Raw genomic sequence first — 15,625 nt, forward strand, 5'->3', positions numbered from 1 at the left:
GCTGACATGAGCAACAAGAAAATGATCCACGGTTTTCACGCCGTGAATGCCCGGCTGTGGCAAAACCCGAAATCCGTGCTGGAAGTCTTTCTGGCTGGCGGCCGTCAGGATGCGCGTGCGCAGGCTGTGCTGGAAAAGGCCGGCAGCGAGCAGGTGAAGGCACACATTGTCGACAAGGCGCGTCTGGACAGCATGACCGGCAATGCGCGTCATCAGGGCGTGGTGGCAGTGATTGATGCCAACCAGAACTTCGTCACGCTGGATGATGTGCTGGAAAACCTGGCCGAACCGCCGCTGTTGCTGATTCTGGATGGCGTGACCGACCCGCATAACCTTGGTGCCTGCCTGCGCGTGGCGGATGCCATGGGCGCGCATGCGGTGATTGCACCAAAAGACCGTTCGGCCACACTGAACGCGACCGTGTCCAAAGTCGCCTGCGGCGCGGCCGAAGTCGTGCCTTACATCACCGTCACCAATCTGTCGCGCACCCTGCGTGATCTGAAAGACGCCGGGGTGTGGATTGCCGGCACCACCATGGAAGCCGATAGCGATCTGTATCACTTTGATGCCAGCGGCCCGCTGGCCTGGGTGATGGGTGCCGAAGGCGAGGGCATGCGCCGCCTGACGCGCGAGCACTGCGATGTGCTGGTGTCGATCCCGATGTTCGGCACGGTCGAAAGCCTCAATGTGTCGGTGTCTTCCGGCATGGTCTTGTCCGAGAGCCGCCGTCAGCGCCAGATGAAGCAGGGCTGATCCTGCTGGCAGTTTGCAAAAGCCTCCCCGTAATCGGGGAGGCTTTTTCAATTTGTACTGATTGAAAAGTGCTTCCACGACAGCTATAGCGGATTAGCACCTGTGGCATGCCAGAGTGATGATGTTGGCAAATGCTCGGGCTGAGGCGGGACTCACTGGGGGGCATGGTGTCGGCAAAAATCCATTGCGGCAAACTGGTCTGGCTGGTGCTGGCGCTATTGTTGATGTTGCCACTGTTGCTGGGCTGTTTTTTTGCGGGCGTTCCGCTCTGGCTGCTGCTGTTGCAGAGCCTGCTGTCGGCGCTGGCCTTTGGCCTTTGCCTGATGCTGGTCAGGCGCGCATGTCAGCCCCCCTCACCGGCAGCACCTCTTGTCGCGGTCAAACCGCCCATGAGCCATGCGGACTGGCTCGCCAGCATACTGCCCTTGTGGCGGGAGAATCTGTCACTGGCTGTCTTGCACAGCGAGCACGCCGGCCGGCAGCTGGGTCAGCATCTGATGGTGATTCACACCTTGCTGCACTCCATCCAGAACAAGGCGGTGGACGAGCCGGTCAGTCGCGTTGGTGTACACCTGGCCCGTCTGGCCGAGTCGGCGTCCCAGCTCGAAGTTTTGTGTAGCCGAGGTGCCGTGCTGGTGTCGGAGGATCAGCGGCAGGGATGGCTTGGGGAGCTGCATGGCCTCGCCTGCCGGCTGCAGCAGGATGCCCGCCACGCCAGGCAATCCTTGCTGCCGCTGCAAGCCGCGATCAGCCAGCCGGATGAAGGTTGGCCGCAACCCTTTTTCAATACATTGCAGCAAGCCTCTGCCGCCTTGCAGCAGGCATTGGTCGAGCTGCAGGCGGAAGACCGTGTCAGCCAGATCATCGCCCAGGTGGCCCAGGATCAGCAGGCCCTGCAGGATTTTCTGCAAGATCACCCAGCCGGAATGAATGCCGAAGAGCTGGAAAACTGGCTTTCCCGCTTCCGGGCGAGCTATACCACTGATGAGCAGCGTGCCATGGCAATGGTGTCGACAAATATTAAGCCGGGCCGCCACGATGATGACATCACCTATTTTTGAACCGGGGGGCCTATGCCCAAAACCATCCTGATTGTCGACGACTCCGCTTCCTTGCGGCAGGTCGTCAAGATCACCTTGCAAGGTGCGGGTTACGAGGTCATTGATGCTGCCAATGGCCAGGAAGGATTGGCGCAGCTGGATGGCAGGAAAGTTCACCTGATTGTCTCGGATGTAAACATGCCGGTGATGGATGGCATCAGCTTTGTCCGGGCGCTCAAGCAGCTGCCGTCCTACCGCTTTACGCCGGTGATCATGCTGACTACCGAGAGCAGCGAGGCCAAGAAAAAGGCCGGACAAGAGGCCGGGGCCAAGGCCTGGGTCGTCAAGCCTTTCCAGCCGCCGGTGCTGCTGGATGCCATTTCCCGGTTGATTCTTCCCTGAGGCGGGCTTGTCCATGAGCAAACTGACGCTGGACGCCGAATGCACGATCTATCAGGCCGCCTTGCTGCATCAGCGTTGTCTCGAGCTGTTGCAAAGCGCCGATGTAATGGTGCTGGACTGTGGCCAGGTTATCGAAATGGATAGCTCGGCCTTGCAGATCATGCTGTGGCTGCAGGCCGAGGCCCGGCAGGCTGGCAAGAGCATGCTGCTGAGCAATGTATCTCCTGCGGTGAGGGAGATGCTGGATCTGACCGGTGCCAGCTTGTTATTGCAGGCCGCGATGGCAGGAGGCACAGATGAATCTTGATATCGCCATGCAGACCTTCAAGGAAGAGTCGCGCGAGCTGCTGGCCGAGATGGAGAGCATCCTGCTGCAGGTCGAGGCCAGCGAAATAGATGCCGAGCAAGTCAACGCGCTGTTTCGCGCCATGCATACTATAAAGGGTTCGGCCGGGCTGTTCGGGCTGGATGCCATCGTGCATTTCAGTCACGAGGCGGAGAACGTGGTCGATATGGTCCGTTCCGGCGAGCGGCCATACGATGACGAACTCTCCGGCCTGCTGTTGCGCTGTCATGACCATGTCAAGGCCATGCTGGGGCAGCTGGATGATGCGGCTGCGCTGGCCGACATGGCCGAGCCGCCATTGTTTGCCGAACTGCAGGCCTGGCAAGGTGCCAGCCTGGCTGTGGTCGCACCGCCAGAGCCTGTAGGTGAGGTGCTGTCTGACGTGCCGGCGGCTTCCCTCGCGCCTGATTGGGCCTTGTCGCTGCGTTTTGGTGACGATGTCTTGCGCAACGGCATGGATCCGAGTGCCTTCCTGCGTTATCTGGCCGTTCAGGGCCGCATCCTGCAGATCCGGCTGATCAGCAGCCGACTGCCATCCGCTGAGGCATTTGACCCGGAGACCAACTACCTGCGTTTTGAATTGTGTTACCGCTTTGATGGCCCCGAGCAGGCTTTGCACGACACGTTCGAGTTTGTCCAGGACGGTAGCCAGATAGTGATCTTGCCACTTGGGGAGCTTGCCGGGCAGTTCGAGCGACTGCTGCAGTACGGTGATGAGGGCGAGCAGCAGCAGGTGATTGCGGCATGGCAGCAGATGGGCATCGCCACCGGGCACGAGAGTACCGAGCTTGTCGTGCCGGAGGCCATTGCACCGGCGGTCGAAGCCAGCAGCGGTAATAGCGAGAAAAACCCTGCAGAGCCACGCCAGGGCAAGAGTGTCGAGAGCAAATTCATCAAGGTCGAGGCCGGCAAGCTGGATACGCTGATCAATCTGGTGGGCGAGCTGGTGATTGCCGGTGCTGCGGCCAACCTGCTGGCCCGGCGTTCAGGACAGTCTGCGCTGGTCGAGTCAACCGTGGCGATTGCCGGGCTGGTCGAGCAGATCCGGGCCGGCACCCTGTCGATGCGCATGGTGCAGATTGGCGAGACATTCGGCCGCTTTCCACGGGTTGTGCGCGACATCTCGCGAGAGCTGGGCAAGAGCATTTCGCTGCAGGTGTCCGGGGCCGATACCGAGCTGGACAAATCCATGGTGGACAAACTGTCCGACCCGCTGATGCATCTGGTTCGCAATGCGATTGATCATGGTATCGAAAGCGCCGGCAAAAGGTTGGCCTCAGGTAAGCCGGAGACCGGCCGCATCTGGCTGAATGCTTATCACGAGGCCGGCAGTGTGGTGATCGAAGTGGCGGATGATGGCGGTGGCCTGAATCGCGAAGCCATCCTGGCCAAGGCGATAGCCAATGGACTGGTCAGCGAAGACAGCCTGCTGAATGACCGAGATATCTACCGGCTGGTTTTCGAGGCGGGTTTTTCGACGGCAGAGCAGGTAACCAGCATTTCCGGGCGCGGGGTCGGCATGGACGTGGTCCGGAAAGCCATCGAACAAATGCGTGGCTCGATCGAAATCGATGTCGAGCCGGGCGAAGGCACTACGTTCCGTATCCATCTGCCGCTGACGCTGGCCATTATCGACGGCTTTCAGGTGGGCATCGGCAGCGCCACTTTCATCATCCCGCTTGATGCCGTGATCGAATGTATCGAGCTACCGGCAGCGGCCCGTCCGGGGCAGGCGCACAACTGTCTGAATCTGCGCGGTGAGGCCTTGCCCTTGCTGGATCTTAACCGCTTTCTCGAGCTGGATTTCCCGCCGGGCAAACGGCAGAACGTCGTGGTGGTGCGCTATGGCGAGCGCAAGGCCGGTTTGCTGGTGGATGAGTTGCATGGCGAGTTCCAGACGGTGATCAAGCCGCTTGGTGCGCTGTTTCGCAAGCTGCGGGCAATCAGCGGCTCCACCATTCTCGGCTCGGGCGAGGTGGCGCTGATTCTGGATGTACCAGCCCTGATACGGCATGCGGTCGAGCAAGAAAATGCCATTTCCAGAGCCTTGCCCGGCTTGGGCGTGTCACGAAACGAATCATGAACGGGGAGAAAACATGGAAACCGGAAAGAAAATGACGGTGGCGATGCGGCTGGGGCTGAGTTTTGCAGCGGTTGTCAGCCTGATGGTATTGCTGGTTGCTTTTGCGGTGGCGGGTTTTAACCGTATTCATGTCGCGATCATGGATATTGTTGATATCAACAACGCGCAATTGATCGAGTCCGTGTTGCTGATGAACCAGCTGAAAGAGGCGCGCATTCGCTATCGTGAGGTGATTATTTTTCATGACGAGCAGGGCATGCGGAATTCCAAGCTCAAGCTTGACAAGGCCCGAGCGGAATATATGGAAAGCCTGAGCCGACTGACCAGTCTGTTTGATCGTTACCGTGACAGGATGACACCAAAAGAGGCCGAGCTGCTCGCGCTGATTCAGGCACAGAGTGCCCCGACATTTTCAGCAATTGATCGTGTTACAGAGCTGGCGCTGGTTAACAGCAATGATGAGGCCGCCCAGGTGATGTTTCAGCAGGCCAGCCCGGCCGGAGATATTCTGGGACGCAATATTGAGCAGCTGGTCGAGCTGGAGCAGAAGTTGAATCAGGAGGCTGCACTTTCCGCAGAGGAAACTTACCAGAATTCGCTGCTGCTGATTCTGGTGGTCGCTGCATTGGCACTGCTTGTCGCGACAATGTTGGCTGTGCTGATCATTCGCAACATCCTCAAGGCACTGGGCAGTGATCCGCATGTTGTTGCCGACCTGATGCGTGAGTTGGCCGCAGGCAATCTGATGATACGCATCCCTGTGCGGCGTGGCGACGAGACCAGCCTGGCCGCTGCCATCAGCCAGACGGTTGAGCGCTTGCGCGGTCTGATTACCGAGGTGCGCAGCAGTGCGGACAATCTGTCTTCAGCTGCCCAGCAGGTCAGTGCGACCTCGCAGTCGCTGTCGCAAACAGCCAGCGAGACTGCGGCCAGCGTTGAAGAGACGTCGGCCAGCGTCGAGGAAATGTCAGCCTCTATCGATCAGGCACGCGGCAATGCCCGCGTGACCGAGAATATTGCAACCAAGGCGGCGATGGAGGCGGCCGAGGGCGGCGAGGCGGTGCGCCAGACGGCGATGGCCATGCGGCAGATCGCCGACAAGATCAGCATTGTTGATGACATCGCCTATCAGACCAATCTGCTGGCTCTGAATGCTGCCATCGAGGCAGCGCGCGCTGGCGAGCACGGCAAGGGCTTTGCGGTTGTGGCGGCCGAGGTGCGCAAGCTGGCCGAGCGCAGCCAGATTGCCGCCCAGGAAATCGGCGATGTAGCCAGTAACAGCGTGTCACTGGCCGAGCGTGCGGGCAGCTTGTTGCAGGAAATCGTGCGCACCAGCTCGCAGACCTCCGACCTGGTGCAGGAAATCGCCGCCGCCTCAAGCGAGCAGTCCGATGGCGTGGCCCAGGTCAATATGGCCATCCAGCAAATCAGCAATACCACGCAACTGAATGCATCAACCAGCGAGGAGCTGGCATCCACCGCCGAAGAGATGAGCAGTCAGGCGGAAAACCTGCAAGACCTGATTGCCTTTTTCCATCTGGAAGGCAGCCAGCGCGAGCGCCGTCTGCCTGTGCATGCTGCGCCGGGGCGCTTTAACGGGCGGGCAATCAAGCACAAGCCGATTGCCGATGGTCTGGATGAAGACGATTTCGTCAGATTTTGAGCGGGAGGCGAAAAATGGGCGCGCTAGTGTTACGACGACAGAAGGATGCCAAGCTGCAGGATGAGGTGCTGGAAGATGCCATGCAGTATCTGACTTTCCAGCTGCACGGCGAAACCTTTGCCGTCAGGATTCTTGCCATCAAGGAAATTCTCGAGTACAGCCAGCCGACGCTGGTGCCGCTGATGCCGTCCTTTATTCGCGGGGTCATGAATCTGCGTGGCACGGTCGTGCCGGTGATAGATCTGGCGGTCAGGTTTGCTCAGGCAGAAACCGTCATCAATCGGCGCAGCTGTGTGGTCATCATCGAGCTGCATGACGAGGAGTTGCCGCAGTTTATCGGCATCGTGGTGGATCAGGTCAACGAGGTGCTGGCCATTCGTCCTGCCGATGTCGAGCCGCCCCCCCAGTTTGGCAGCCGGATCCGGGTGGATTTCATCTCGGGCATGGCCAAGATAGATAGCCGCTTTGTGATTCTGCTCGAGATCGACCGGGTGTTGTCGGTCGAGGAAATGGTGGCGCTTGGCAGTTTGCAGGAAATGCCGGCCGGCGAAGCGGCGGATGCGGTAATGCAGGACTGAGATTGGACCGACCGGGGGTGGCATGCAGCTTTCTGATGCGATGTTTTACCGTATCCGGGTCTGGATGAAGGAACAGACCGGCGTTCACTTTCCGGATAGCAAGAAAACGCTGGTGCATCAGCGGCTGCTCAAGCGCCTGAGTCTCAGGAAGATAGCCAGTTTCGAAGCTTATTTCCGCCTGTTGCAGCAGCCCGAGGAAGAGCAGGAAAGGTTGGCCGCAATCGATTTGCTGACAACGCACGAGACCTTTTTCTTTCGCGAGCCGCGTCATTTCGAATGGTTGTCCGACTGGCTGGGCTCACGGCCCAGATCAGCACAGCCTTTGCGGATCTGGAGTGCCGCCTGTGCCAGTGGCGAAGAGGTATGGAGCCTGGCCATGTTGCTGGCCGACAAGCTGGGGTATGAAGGCAATTGGCAGGTGATGGGGTCTGATATCAGTCAGGCCTCGCTGGACAAGGCGCGTTCCGGACACTATCAGATGGCGCGTATCGAGGGCTTGCCGCGCGATTATCTGCACCGCTTTTGCCTGAAAGGTGTGAGGGAGTACACCGGCACCTTTCTGGTTAACCGGCAATTGCGTGCACGGGTATGTTTTGATCGCATCAATCTTGATCAGCATCTGCCGCCCATCGGCCATTTCGACTTGGTGTTTCTGCGCAATGTGCTGATTTATTTTGATACCGAAAGCAAGATCAGCATTATCGGCAGGGTGCTGCAGCATATTCACGAGGGCGGTTTTTTGCTGGTCAGCCACTCGGAAAGCCTGCATGGCCTGGGCTTGCCGCTGAAGCTGCTGAAACCGGGGGTTTATCGTAAGAATCATGAATGACGCCAGGCATGGTTTCGAGGTTTTCCTGCGCCCCGGGGAGTGGTACGTCGGGGACGAAGAAGTCAGGATCAGAACCCTGCTGGGCTCATGCGTATCTGTCGCTATGTGGCATCCGAAAATGCGTATCGGCGGCATGTGTCATTACATGCTGGCACAACGGAAAAGCCATGAATTGCCGGGTGTGCTGTCCGGACGATATGCCGATGAGGCCGTATTGCTGTTGCTGCAGAGTCTGCTGCGATACGGCTGCGCCATCCGCGAGTTTCAGGTCAAGCTGGTGGGCGGTGCTTCGGTCTTGTCTTCTCTGGAGCGCGAGATGCAGCTCATGGATGTACCAGCGGAGAACGTTGCAGCTGCCCGACGGCTGGCGCGGCAGCTGGGGCTGAATGTGCTGGCAGAAGATCTGGGCGGCAATAGCGCACGACTGGTGGTGTTTGATCTGGCTAGCGGCGATGTCTGGGTTCGACAGAACAGTGAGCGCGATGCGCTGGCGAGTGCTGCTGGGTTGGCAAAGAGGGAAATGCGATGACGATCAAAGTCATGATTGTGGATGACTCTGCCGTGGTGCGGCAGGTCATGACCGAGCTGCTGACGGCTCCGACTGGCATGTCGGTTATCGCGGTCGCCAATGACCCGGTGATGGCCATGGAGCGGATGAAGCTGCAGTGGCCGGATGTACTGGTGCTGGATATCGAAATGCCACGCATGGATGGCATTACCTTCTTGCGGCAAATCATGGCTACCCGTCCCACGCCGGTGGTGATTTGTTCCTCGCTGACCCAGCGCGGTTCGGAGATGGCCATGGTGGCCTTGGCCGCAGGGGCCGTCGAGGTGATCCCGAAGCCGACCGGGGGGCTGAAGGCCTTTTTGCAGGGGAATGGCGACCTGCTTGTCAATGCGGTCAGGGCTGCAGCGCAGGCGCGTATGGCTCGTGTCCGTTCCAGTATTACGCCGGCGAGCCCGCCTGGTATGCCGCCAGCCAAACTCAGCGCAGATGCCGTGTTGGCAGCGCCCACCGGTAACGAGATGATTCGTGCCACCGAGAGAATTGTGGTGGTAGGGACATCAACCGGCGGTACCCAGGCCCTGGAAGAGGTGTTGACGGCCTTGCCTCGCAACTGCCCGGGGCTGGCGATTGTCCAGCATATGCCCGAGCGCTTTACGGCCTCATTTGCCGATCGGCTTAATCGCTTGTCAGCTATCGAGGTCAAGGAGGCAGCACAGGGCGACAAGGTGATGCCGGGCCGCGCGCTGATTGCACCCGGTGGCAAGCATATGGTGATCAGGCGCAGCAACACTTTTTACCATGTGGAAATCATGGATGGCCCGCCTGTCAGCCGGCACAAGCCTTCGGTTGATGTGTTGTTCCGCTCGGCCGCCAAGTGTGCGGGCAAGAATGCGCTGGCCATCATCATGACAGGCATGGGTGATGATGGCGCCAGAGGCATGCGCGAGTTGTTTGATAGTGGAGCCTACACCCTGGCACAGGACGAAGATAGCTGTGTCGTCTATGGCATGCCCAAGGAGGCGGTGCGCCTGGGCGGGGTGAACGAGATCGTCAGCCTGGGCAAGATTGCAAGTTTGATCGCGAAATATTGAGTTTCTGCTGCTATCGTTACTGAGGGGCGGTTGATATTGCATTTAATCGATACGGCAATCAGGTAACTAGATTTGATTTAAAGCTGATCATGACCAGACAAACGCTAGATGATGTGCTGATCGTTGACGACAGCAAGACACACACGCAGTTTCTGGAGGATCTGTGCCAGCAGCTGGGGGCCAAGAGCACACGCATTGCCTGGCATGGCGAGGATGCACTTCGCCAGATGCATGAGCGCCTGCCATCGCTGGTGTTGCTGGATCTGGAAATGCCGCAGCTAGATGGTGTGCAGGTGTTGCAGCGCATGGCTGCCGAATCGCTGGTGACGCCGGTGGTCGTTGCCTCGGCCAAGGACATGATGTTGCTGTCGACTGTCGAGCTGATGGGGCGGGAGCTCGGCCTGCCGGTTCTGGGGGCGCTGCGCAAGCCTATTCAGCTGGGCGATCTGAGCGATCTGGTTTCGCGGATTTACAGCGGGGTCGGTGACGAAAAGCAGCAGGCATTGTGCTCGGATAGTGATGTCAGGCTGGCTTTGCATAACAAGTCCATCGTGCCGTATTTTCAGCCCAAGGTGACATTGCAGGGGCAGTTGCTGAAAGGTGCAGAACTGCTGGCACGTTGGCCGCAAGGCGACCAAGTGGTGTCGCCGGCGAGTTTCATTCCGGTGATCGAGTCCTGCGGCTGGAGTACCGAGCTGACCCTGCAGATTCTCGATCAGGCCTTGCTGCAATGGCAAAGCTGGGCACGCAAGGGCTTGCGTTTGCCGATGTCCATCAATCTCTCGGCCTTGTCACTGTCCTCTGCCGCGCTGGTGCCGCAGATCGAACATCAGGTCAGCAGCAGCAAGGTGCCGCCGCGCTTCATCATCTTTGAAATTACCGAGACAGCGGTTGCCGAGAATCTGGCCGAGGCAATGGGGGTGGCGGCCAGATTGCGTCTGGCAGGTTTTGGCCTGTCGATTGATGACTTCGGTACCGGCTTTGCCACCATGCAACAGCTGGTGCGTTTTCCGTTTACCGAATTGAAGATAGATCAGTCGCTGGTCAAGTCGATCAGCAGCAAACCCCACTTGCAGAATGTGGTGCATAGCGTGATCGAATTGGCGGATCGCATGAATCTGACCACGGTTGCCGAGGGCATCGAAACCGACGTGGACGGCCTGTGTCTGGAGGAGCGGGGTTGTCTGCTGGGGCAGGGTTATTATTATGCCAAGCCGATGCCGTCGGCCGCCTTCGAAAGCTGGGTCAGGCAGCGACGGCCGCAAGAAAATCCACCGGGCTGACAAATCGGTGATTTTTTGATGCACTACAGATGAATGTGCATTTTGTATGGTAAAACAGCCGCCTCTCGGCTGTTTATTTTTTGCTATGACACATCTTCAATTTGAACTCGATCCGGTGCTGGATGCCTTGGCAGACAAGGGCTGGGTCGTGATTCCCCATGCCATTCACCCTGATATTGTGCGCGGCTTGCGCGACGAATGCCTGCAGGTCTGGGAGCGCGGCCTGTTTCATGAGGCGGCGACTGGTCGGGCCGACGGGCAGGCTCGTCGCAGCGAGATCCGGTCCGACTCTGTGTTGTGGCTGGATCAGGTGCAGGATTCTGTCGGTGTGAAGAATTACCTGGCGACGATGAATGAGGTGATGCTGGCGGTCAATCGCGGGCTTTACCTTGGCCTTGTCGAGCTGGAGGCACATTTCGCCGTTTATCCCGAAGGTGCGTTCTACAAGAAGCATCTCGACCGCTTTCAGGACGATGATGCGCGCACCCTGACGACGGTCTTCTATCTGAATGAAGGTTGGCCGCATGATGCGGGTGGCCAGATCCGGCTTTATCTGGATGACGATTGCCAGCAGTTTGTCGATGTCGAACCGGAGGCCGGTACGCTGGTGTTGTTCCTGTCAGACCGCTTCTGGCACGAGGTTTTGCCGGCGCGACAGCAACGTTTGTCGGTAACCGGCTGGTATCGCCGCCAGAACGGCGCGGTGAAGTGGTAGTTGCAACAGGCATGCTAGAATCAGTGCCATCAAAAAAGAGCACAAGGACGAAGAGATGTCAGGCAATAGCATGGGTTTGCTGTTTTCGGTAACGTCATTCGGCGAAAGCCATGGTCCCGGAATCGGTTGCATTGTGGATGGTTGCCCGCCGGGACTGGCGCTGAGCGAGGCAGATATCCAGCTGGAGCTGGACAGACGCAAGCCGGGTACCAGCCGCCATGTCACCCAGCGTCGCGAGCCGGATACCGTGGAGATCTTGTCCGGTGTTTATGAAGGCAAGACTACCGGCACGCCGATTGCCTTGCTGATCCGCAATACCGACCAGCGCAGCAAGGATTACGGCAATATTGCCGATACCTTCCGTCCGGGCCATGCCGATTACACTTACTGGCATAAATACGGCATTCGCGATCCGCGTGGCGGTGGCCGCTCATCCGCGCGCGAGACAGCGGTGCGCGTTGCTGCCGGTGCCATCGCCAAGAAATGGTTGAGCGAGAAGTTTGGCATCGTGATTCGTGGCCATATGACACAGATCGGCGAAGTCGAGATTCCGTTCAATAGCTGGGAGCACGTTGGCCACAACCCGTTTTTTGCCGCGGATGACAGCAAGGTTGACGAGCTGGAAGCCTATATGGACAGCGTGCGCAAGAGTCTTGACTCGGTGGGTGCACGCCTGCGCGTGGTCGCCGAGAATGTGCCGGTAGGTTGGGGCGAGCCGGTTTACGACCGTCTCGATGCCGATATCGCCTACGCAATGATGAATATCAATGCAGTGAAGGGCGTGGAAATCGGTGCCGGTTTTGCCAGCGTTGCCCAGCGTGGCAGTGTGCACAGCGACGAGCTGACACCGGAAGGATTTGCCAGCAATCACGCCGGCGGGATTCTGGGCGGGATTTCGACCGGTCAGGACATCGAAGTGTCGATTGCGATCAAGCCGACTTCATCTATTGCCCAATCCCGTCGCTCTATCAATAAGGCCGGCGAAGCAATCATGATGGAAACCCACGGTCGGCACGATCCTTGTGTCGGCATCCGGGCGACGCCGATTGCCGAGGCCATGCTGGCGCTGGTGCTGATTGATCATGCCTTGCGCCATCGCGCACAGTGCGGCGATGTCCATGTCGACACGCCACGTATTCCGGGCCGTATAGGCTAAAGTTTATTTTAGAGATGACAGTGCCACCGGGTGCGGTTTGCTTGCCTGGTGGTGGTACGGGGGCAAGATGTTCAAGAATCTGTTTGGTGGTCTGGGCAAGAGTAATACCGCCCCGAAGGAAGAGGCACAATCGGTCGACAAGGGCGAGAGCAAGCGTGATGACTTTGCCAACTTGCCCCATACCCTCGGGTTTGTCACGCATCAGCCGGTTCATGATCTGCAGCAACGCGTGGTCGCTTACGAATTCATGGTGCGTGATGCGGCCAAGCGTCGTGAATCTCCGGCCGGGCACTGGTTGCAATTCGACAAGCTGATGACCACCACGCTGGTGAATATGGATGTGTTCCGTCTGCTGTCGACGCGCAAGGCGATGGTGCATATTTCGACGGTTTCGCTGGACGACAAGGCCTTGCTGGACTTTCCGGCAGATTCGGTTTACCTCGTGCTGAATCCGGCGATTGACGATCCGGTTACGGAAGACACGTTGGCCAAGATCGATGCGCTGCGCGCCAACGGCACGCGTTTTGCACTGGAACCCGCCCAGTTCGACCGTCGCGTGCTGCCGGTGCAGTTGCAGGATGAACTGCTGTCTCGCATGGAGTTGCTGATTCTCGACTTCAACAGCACTGCAGACAAGGTGCTAGCACCCTTCATGGATCAGATGCTGGCGCGTTATCCGGCGGCACGCTGGTATGCGCGCAATATCAATTCGGCCGAAGACTTTGACGTCTGCATCAAGACACCGGGCGCGGCCAAGCGTTTTGCGCTGTTCCAGGGGCCTTATCTGGTAGCTTTCCGCGAGACGCCGGGCAGCAAGGCCGATGCCAGCCAGATGCGTGTGATGGAAATCATGCGCCTGCTGCGAGCCGGGGCGGAAACCAAAGAGATCGATGCCCAGTTCAAGCTGGATTCGCTGCTGTTGTTCAAGCTGCTGCGCTTTATCAACTCGCCGGTGAATGGCCTGTCGCGCAAGGTGATGTCGATTGAAGAGTCGCTGATGCTGCTGGGGCGCGAGTCGCTGTTCAAGTGGCTGACACTGCTGCTGTTTACCTCACGCAAGGATGACGGCCGCTCGGTAGGCCTGCTGGAGCGCTCGCTGTTCCGCGCACGCTTTATGGAGTCCTTGGGCAAGCTGGGTGGCAATAACAAGCTGGAGTGCGAGCACCTGTTCCTGACCGGCATGTTTTCCTTGCTGGATTCGCTGATGCAGATCGAAATGCACAAGGCACTGGCGCCGATGGAGTTGCCGCCGCCGGTGACGGATGCCTTGCAAAACCAGCGTGGCATGTTTGCGCCGTATCTGGCTCTGGCGATTTCGGCCGAGCAGGATAATGCGGATCGTGTGACCTCACTCGCCGATGTGCTGAAGCTGGAGCTGGGCGAAGTTAACCGCGCGCATATCGATGCCATGGTCTGGGCGCAGCAGATGATGTCGCAGTCGGAAGCCTGAGACGGTATCGTTGCCACTTGTCAGTCTTCGAGTGGCAGACAGCAAAACACCCCGCTGAGGCGGGGTGTTTTGTTTGCGGCCAACCTTGGATGGCTTAGCCGGCAACGTGGTAGTTCGGCGCTTCCTTGGTGATCTGCACATCATGGACGTGCGATTCGCGCATGCCGGCCGAGGTGATTTCCACGAAATTGGCTTTTTCGTGCATTTCATCAATGGTGCGGCAGCCGAGGTAGCCCATGGAAGAACGCAGACCGCCCACCAGCTGGTGAATGACCTGGGCGATCGGGCCCTTGTATGCCACGCGGCCTTCGATACCTTCCGGTACGAACTTGTCGGCAGCGTTGGTGCTGTCCTGGAAGTAGCGGTCAGCGGAGCCCTGGCTCATCGCGCCCAGGCTACCCATGCCGCGGTAGGACTTGTAGGAGCGGCCCTGATACAGCTCGACTTCGCCCGGAGCCTCTTCGGTACCGGCAAACATGCCGCCCAGCATCACGGCGTTGCCGCCGGCAGCCAGTGCCTTGGCGATATCGCCGGAGAAGCGGATGCCACCGTCAGCAATCATCGGCACGCCAGTGCCTTTCAGTGCTTCGGAAACATTGTGGATCGCAGTCAGCTGTGGTACGCCTACGCCAGCCACGATACGGGTGGTGCAGATCGAACCCGGGCCGATACCGACCTTCACGCCATCCGCGCCAACGGCAACCAGTGCACGGGCAGCATCGGCGGTGGCGATATTGCCGCCAATCACGTCAACCTGCGGGAAGTTGTCTTTTACCCACTTCACGCGGTCAATCACGCCCTGGCTGTGGCCGTGGGCGGTGTCAACGATGATCACGTCCACACCGGCAGCAACCAGTGCCTTGACGCGAGCTTCGGTGTCGCCACCGGCGCCAACGGCTGCGCCGACACGCAGACGGCCCTGGCTGTCCTTGTTGGCGTTCGGGTGTTCGCTGGTCTTGACGATGTCCTTGACGGTGATCAGGCCCTTCAGTTCGAAGGCGTCATTGATAACCAGCACGCGCTCGAGGCGATGCTGGTGCATCAGTTCGCGCGCTTCATCGATGCTGGCACCTTCCTTGACGGTGATCAGCTTGTCGCGCGGCGTCATGATGCTGGCAACCGGCTGGTCGAGGCGGGTTTCGAAACGCAGGTCACGGTTGGTCACAATGCCGACAACCTTGCCGTTTTCCACGACAGGCAGGCCGGAAATCTTGTGCATGCGGGTCAGCTGATGCACATCGCGAACCAGCATGTCCGGTGCGATGGTGATCGGATCTTTTACCACGCCGCTTTCATAGCGCTTGACCTTGGCGACTTCCAGAGCCTGCTTTTCAACGGACAGGTTCTTGTGAACGATGCCGATACCACCTTCCTGCGCCATGGCAATCGCCAGACGAGATTCGGTTACGGTATCCATGGCAGCGGAAATCAGGGGGAGGTTAAGGCTGATGTTGCGGGTGAGGCGGGTAGCGAGAACAACGTCACGTGGCAGAACGGCGGAGTGGGCCGGCACGAGCAGAACGTCGTCGAAAGTATAGGCCTTCTCGATGATGCGCATCTTGCTTTCCTTAGGCGGCAAAAACGCATTATACCGATACCGCGCGATCATGGCAAAAACACAAGATGATGTGTAGGCGCCTGTGTGAAGATCACAACAGAAAGGGGTGGTCATGCCTCAGCCATTTCGCATCGCGCGGCCCCGTGTAACGGGATAGAATCAGAGGCTGA

General features: G+C 58.8%; 15 protein-coding genes. 14 read left to right on the top strand and 1 reads right to left on the bottom strand.

Annotated elements, in window-relative coordinates; all coding sequences use genetic code 11:
• Positions 1-6: 6 nt before the first annotated feature.
• The 14 genes from rlmB (at position 7) to ACZ9W6_RS04205 (ending at position 13,897) form a co-directional block, all read left to right on the top strand.
• Positions 7-753, top strand: a complete 747-nt coding sequence (gene rlmB, locus ACZ9W6_RS04140) for a 23S rRNA (guanosine(2251)-2'-O)-methyltransferase RlmB (protein WP_465189824.1) — start codon at positions 7-9, stop codon at positions 751-753.
• A gap of 164 nt (positions 754-917) precedes the next feature.
• On the top strand, positions 918-1,814 hold the full coding sequence (locus ACZ9W6_RS04145) for a hypothetical protein (RefSeq protein ID WP_465189825.1): 897 nt from the start codon (positions 918-920) through the stop codon (positions 1,812-1,814).
• 12 nt (positions 1,815-1,826) lie between these two features.
• Complete coding sequence (locus ACZ9W6_RS04150; RefSeq protein ID WP_465189826.1) at positions 1,827-2,195, top strand: response regulator; 369 nt, start codon at positions 1,827-1,829, stop codon at positions 2,193-2,195.
• A 13-nt stretch (positions 2,196-2,208) separates the two neighbouring features.
• The gene (locus tag ACZ9W6_RS04155; protein ID WP_465189827.1) at positions 2,209-2,502 is read left to right on the top strand and encodes an STAS domain-containing protein; all 294 of its coding nucleotides are present in this window, start codon (positions 2,209-2,211) and stop codon (positions 2,500-2,502) included.
• The gene (locus tag ACZ9W6_RS04160; RefSeq protein WP_465189828.1) at positions 2,492-4,624 is read left to right on the top strand and encodes a chemotaxis protein CheA; all 2,133 of its coding nucleotides are present in this window, start codon (positions 2,492-2,494) and stop codon (positions 4,622-4,624) included. Before ACZ9W6_RS04155 ends, ACZ9W6_RS04160 begins: the two co-directional genes overlap by 11 nt.
• A gap of 13 nt (positions 4,625-4,637) precedes the next feature.
• Positions 4,638-6,287: a methyl-accepting chemotaxis protein gene (locus ACZ9W6_RS04165; RefSeq protein ID WP_465189829.1), complete on the top strand. Its 1,650-nt coding sequence runs from the start codon at positions 4,638-4,640 to the stop codon at positions 6,285-6,287.
• A gap of 14 nt (positions 6,288-6,301) precedes the next feature.
• Positions 6,302-6,865 carry a chemotaxis protein CheW gene (locus ACZ9W6_RS04170; protein WP_465189830.1) on the top strand — a complete coding sequence of 188 codons (564 nt, stop codon included), beginning with the start codon at positions 6,302-6,304 and terminating at the stop codon, positions 6,863-6,865.
• Positions 6,866-6,887: 22 nt separating this feature from the next.
• Positions 6,888-7,694 (top strand): CheR family methyltransferase, encoded by an 807-nt coding sequence (locus ACZ9W6_RS04175; protein WP_465189831.1) that lies wholly within the window; start codon positions 6,888-6,890, stop codon positions 7,692-7,694.
• Entirely contained in the window at positions 7,687-8,223 is a 537-nt protein-coding gene (locus ACZ9W6_RS04180; RefSeq protein WP_465189832.1) for a chemotaxis protein CheD, read from the top strand. Before ACZ9W6_RS04175 ends, ACZ9W6_RS04180 begins: the two co-directional genes overlap by 8 nt.
• Positions 8,220-9,293, top strand: coding sequence for a protein-glutamate methylesterase/protein-glutamine glutaminase (locus ACZ9W6_RS04185; protein ID WP_465189833.1), 1,074 nt, complete (start codon positions 8,220-8,222; stop codon positions 9,291-9,293). Before ACZ9W6_RS04180 ends, ACZ9W6_RS04185 begins: the two co-directional genes overlap by 4 nt.
• 89 nt (positions 9,294-9,382) lie before the next feature.
• Complete coding sequence (locus tag ACZ9W6_RS04190) at positions 9,383-10,576, top strand: EAL domain-containing response regulator (protein WP_465189834.1); 1,194 nt, start codon at positions 9,383-9,385, stop codon at positions 10,574-10,576.
• A gap of 85 nt (positions 10,577-10,661) precedes the next feature.
• Entirely contained in the window at positions 10,662-11,291 is a 630-nt protein-coding gene (locus ACZ9W6_RS04195) for a 2OG-Fe(II) oxygenase (RefSeq protein WP_465189835.1), read from the top strand.
• A gap of 55 nt (positions 11,292-11,346) precedes the next feature.
• A complete protein-coding gene (aroC, locus tag ACZ9W6_RS04200) occupies positions 11,347-12,447 on the top strand; it encodes a chorismate synthase (RefSeq protein WP_465189836.1) in 1,101 nt (366 codons plus the stop codon).
• A 67-nt stretch (positions 12,448-12,514) separates the two neighbouring features.
• The gene (locus tag ACZ9W6_RS04205) at positions 12,515-13,897 is read left to right on the top strand and encodes an EAL and HDOD domain-containing protein (RefSeq protein ID WP_465189837.1); all 1,383 of its coding nucleotides are present in this window, start codon (positions 12,515-12,517) and stop codon (positions 13,895-13,897) included.
• Between the two features lie 94 nt (positions 13,898-13,991).
• On the opposite strand, the gene guaB is transcribed toward ACZ9W6_RS04205, so the two are convergent.
• The gene (guaB, locus tag ACZ9W6_RS04210; protein WP_465189838.1) at positions 13,992-15,455 is read right to left on the bottom strand and encodes an IMP dehydrogenase; all 1,464 of its coding nucleotides are present in this window, start codon (positions 15,453-15,455) and stop codon (positions 13,992-13,994) included.
• Positions 15,456-15,625: the final 170 nt, after the last annotated feature.

This window comes from Vogesella lacus (assembly GCF_979366295.1).

Excerpts from the sequence above, each read along its gene's own strand:
- rlmB (WP_465189824.1), top strand. The coding sequence starts at position 7 with ATGAGCAACAAGAAAATGATCCACGGTTTTCACGCCGTGAATGCCCGG.
- ACZ9W6_RS04145 (WP_465189825.1), top strand. The coding sequence starts at position 918 with ATGGTGTCGGCAAAAATCCATTGCGGCAAACTGGTCTGGCTGGTGCTG.
- ACZ9W6_RS04150 (WP_465189826.1), top strand. The coding sequence starts at position 1,827 with ATGCCCAAAACCATCCTGATTGTCGACGACTCCGCTTCCTTGCGGCAG.
- ACZ9W6_RS04155 (WP_465189827.1), top strand. The coding sequence starts at position 2,209 with ATGAGCAAACTGACGCTGGACGCCGAATGCACGATCTATCAGGCCGCC.
- ACZ9W6_RS04160 (WP_465189828.1), top strand. The coding sequence starts at position 2,492 with ATGAATCTTGATATCGCCATGCAGACCTTCAAGGAAGAGTCGCGCGAG.
- ACZ9W6_RS04165 (WP_465189829.1), top strand. The coding sequence starts at position 4,638 with ATGGAAACCGGAAAGAAAATGACGGTGGCGATGCGGCTGGGGCTGAGT.
- ACZ9W6_RS04170 (WP_465189830.1), top strand. The coding sequence starts at position 6,302 with ATGGGCGCGCTAGTGTTACGACGACAGAAGGATGCCAAGCTGCAGGAT.
- ACZ9W6_RS04175 (WP_465189831.1), top strand. The coding sequence starts at position 6,888 with ATGCAGCTTTCTGATGCGATGTTTTACCGTATCCGGGTCTGGATGAAG.
- ACZ9W6_RS04180 (WP_465189832.1), top strand. The coding sequence starts at position 7,687 with ATGAATGACGCCAGGCATGGTTTCGAGGTTTTCCTGCGCCCCGGGGAG.
- ACZ9W6_RS04185 (WP_465189833.1), top strand. The coding sequence starts at position 8,220 with ATGACGATCAAAGTCATGATTGTGGATGACTCTGCCGTGGTGCGGCAG.
- ACZ9W6_RS04190 (WP_465189834.1), top strand. The coding sequence starts at position 9,383 with ATGACCAGACAAACGCTAGATGATGTGCTGATCGTTGACGACAGCAAG.
- ACZ9W6_RS04195 (WP_465189835.1), top strand. The coding sequence starts at position 10,662 with ATGACACATCTTCAATTTGAACTCGATCCGGTGCTGGATGCCTTGGCA.
- aroC (WP_465189836.1), top strand. The coding sequence starts at position 11,347 with ATGTCAGGCAATAGCATGGGTTTGCTGTTTTCGGTAACGTCATTCGGC.
- ACZ9W6_RS04205 (WP_465189837.1), top strand. The coding sequence starts at position 12,515 with ATGTTCAAGAATCTGTTTGGTGGTCTGGGCAAGAGTAATACCGCCCCG.
- guaB (WP_465189838.1), bottom strand. The coding sequence starts at position 15,455 with ATGCGCATCATCGAGAAGGCCTATACTTTCGACGACGTTCTGCTCGTG.